General features: G+C 74.7%; 2 protein-coding genes. Both read left to right on the forward strand.

From position 1 onward, the window contains the following. Positions 1 to 2,818, forward strand: a 2,818-nt coding sequence (locus AC08OO_RS23125) for a KR domain-containing protein (RefSeq protein WP_476619090.1), incomplete at its 5' end; no start/stop codon positions are given. A gap of 55 nt (positions 2,819 to 2,873) precedes the next feature. Continuing rightward, the coding region (locus AC08OO_RS23130; protein ID WP_476619091.1) for a hypothetical protein at positions 2,874 to 3,054 on the forward strand (181 nt) is incomplete at its 3' end.

Raw genomic sequence — 3,054 nt, forward strand, 5'->3', positions numbered from 1 at the left:
CCTGACCGCGCCGGCCAGCGCCGCACCCGAGTCGACCCCGCCCACCGCTACTGAGACGGCGGCGTCGATGCCCACGGCGACTGCATCGGCGCCGCACCCCGTTCCGACCGAGGCGCCCATCGAGCGGCTGCGCGCGGTGCCGCGCCTTCTGCCGGCCGTAGACCCGCTCGACGAGCCTTTCGGCGTCCAGCCCAGCGCGCTCGTGATCGAGGTCGGTGACGCCGGTGGTGCGGCGCTGGTCCGCCACCTCAGGGAGCGCGGCATCTCGGTCGAGCGGATCGCGATCGGGTCCCTTGCGGGCTCCGGCGCCGCCGGCCTCCTCGGCTGGGATGGCGCCGCGGTCGAGGCGGCGCTCGCGGCCGTCGCCGGATCGGTCCGCCTGGACCTCTGCCTGCTCGCCCTCGGCGCTCCGGCATCACCGGGCGCCGGATCCGGGGCCGAGCCGGACCGCGCCGGGGAGGACGATCGAGCCGGGATCGGCGCCACCGGGCTGGCCGACTTCGACGTCGCCGCGCGTGGGCTCGCCGACGCCATCCTGGCCACGAAGGGGGTCGTCGTACCACTGCGGGCGGCGGCCTCGGCGGGCCGGCGCGTGGCCTTCCTCACGGTGACGCGGGTCGACGGGCTGCTCGGTCATCGGGGCGGGTCCTCGATAGCCGGGGCGGTCACCGCGGGGGTCACCGGGCTGGTGAAGACCGTCGCGCTCGAGGCACCTGAGCTGGTCTGCCGGTCGGTCGACGTCCATCCGGCGCTCGACGACGACACCTTCGCGGCGGCCGTCCTGGCGGAGGCCGTCGATTCCGCCCGGGACGTCGTCGAGGTTGGTCTGGATCCCGAGGGACGCCGCTGGTCCGTCGAGTATGTCCAGGGCGGGGCGTCCGGGGTGGCTGAGGCGGCCGGGGTGGCTGAGGCGGCCGGGGTGACCGGGACGACCGCCCCGGCGACGCTCCGGCCCCCGGTGGGCCCGGATGACGTCCTGGTGGTGACCGGTGGAGCCCGCGGAGTTACCGCGCGCTGCGTCGAGGAGCTGGCGCGCCGCGCCTCCTGCGAGTTCGTCCTGCTCGGACGCACGAATCTGGTTGAGGAGCCGGGCTGGGCGGCCGGAGTCGAGGATGACGGCCTCAAGGCGGCGTATCTCGCCGGGGCCCGTGCCGAGGGACGCAAGGTGCGGCTGCCCGACGTCGATGCCGCGGCTGCCGCCGTGATCGCCGTCCGGCAGGTGCGGGCCACCCTCGGTGACCTTGCCGCGACCGGCGCGCGGATCCACTACCAGGCCGTGGACGCCTCGGATCCGGTGGCGACGGCCGCGGCGCTCGCGCCCTGGCGTGACCGGGTCACCGGCGTCGTGCACGGCGCCGGCGCTCTCGCCGACGCGATGCTCACGGACAAGACCGTCCCGGCCATCCGGTCGGTGCTCACCCCGAAGCTCGCCGGCCTGCGCTCCGTGCTCACGGCGCTGGAGGGGGCACCGCTGCGTCATCTCGTGCTGTTCGGTTCGGTCGCCGGTGTCTTCGGTAACCCGGGGCAGGCCGACTACGCCACGGCCAACGAGGCGCTGACCAGGGTCGCGGCCTGGGCCCGGACCGGGCTCACCGGCCGGGTGGTCGCCCTGAACTGGGGCGCCTGGGACGGCGGGATGGTCACGGCCGACCTGCGGGAGCTCTTCCGCTCCCGGGGCGTGACGCTGCTGCCGCCGGACGAGGGCGCGCGCCGCTTCGTCGCGGAACTCGTCGACGGCCACGGCGCGGATGGCGCGGTCCTCATCGGTGGATCCGCTCCGCTCGCGCGGGCTGTGGGTGGCACGGCGCCCGCCGCGTTCGTGGCGCACCGTTCGATAGCGGCTATGGACACCGAGACGGTCATCGACCAGCACCAGATCGGGCCGGCCCCGGTGCTGCCCGCCACCGCCGGTCTCGGCTGGTTGGTCAACGGGGTCGAACGAGCCTTGCCCGGGCGTCAGGTCGTCGAGGTCCGGAACTTCATCGTGCACAAGGGGATCGTGTTCGACGGGGCGCACCTGCGGGACTACTGGCTCGACGCGCGGCCCGTCGACGGGACCGGCGGTGGGCCCGGTGACGGGCGTGACGGCGGGCCGGTGACGGTGTCCGCGACCGTTCGCGGGGACAGCGGCGGCGCGTTGCCGACCTCGCACTACGCGGGCACCCTCGTGCTCGCCGAGGTCGGCAAGGTCGGCAAGGTCGCCGAGGTCGCCGAGGTCGCCGAGGTCGGCAAGGTCGCCGAGGTCGCCGAGGTCGGCAAGGTCGGCAAGGTCGCCGAGGTTGGCAAGGCCGCCCCGACCGCCCCGGGCTGGCCCGCCGATGGTTACCGGCTCGGCGAGCAGGGCGAGGACGCGGCCTGGGTCTACACCGACGGGCTGCTCATCCACGGGCCGTTGATGCGGGGCATCCGGCGCCTGCTCGTGCGGGAGCCGGGCCGTCTGGTGGCTGAATGCCGCCTGCCGGAACTGCCCTTCGCCGGCGGCGCGTTCGCGGGCGCGCTGCACCGCCCGGTCCTGTGCGACATCCTCGCTGCGGCCGGGAGCGTGCTCGCCCGGTGGACCCTGAACGAGGTGGGCGCCCTGCCGATCGAGATCGGGCACGCGGAGTTCTTCGCTCCGCTGCCGGCCAACGAGACGTTCATCGTGGTCGTCGACGACGTCCGACCCGGCCCGATGACGGTCACGGTGACCGTGACCGCCCACACCCCGGATGGACGGGTGCTGCAGCGCCTGTCCGACTTCACCTTCGTCGGCACCCCGGACATGGCGGATCTGATCCGTCAGGGGGCGCAGCGGTGGCAGTCGGGTGACCGGGCATGAGGTCCGGTCGGTGGCCGAAAGACCAGGCACTGCACGGGCGATGGGAGGGATCACGATGACCATCACGGTCGAGGCGACGCAGGACGGGCTGGGTTTCGACGGCGAGCCCACCGACGCCGCCGTCTGGGCGGCGATGCAGGCCGGCCCGGAGTTCGAGGCGCGGCCCGGCGGCACCCACCGCCCTGACGATGTCGAGGGGGGAGATGTCGAGGGGGGAGATGTCGAGGGGGGCGAGG

This window comes from Frankia sp. CeCAU1, from assembly GCF_977971845.1.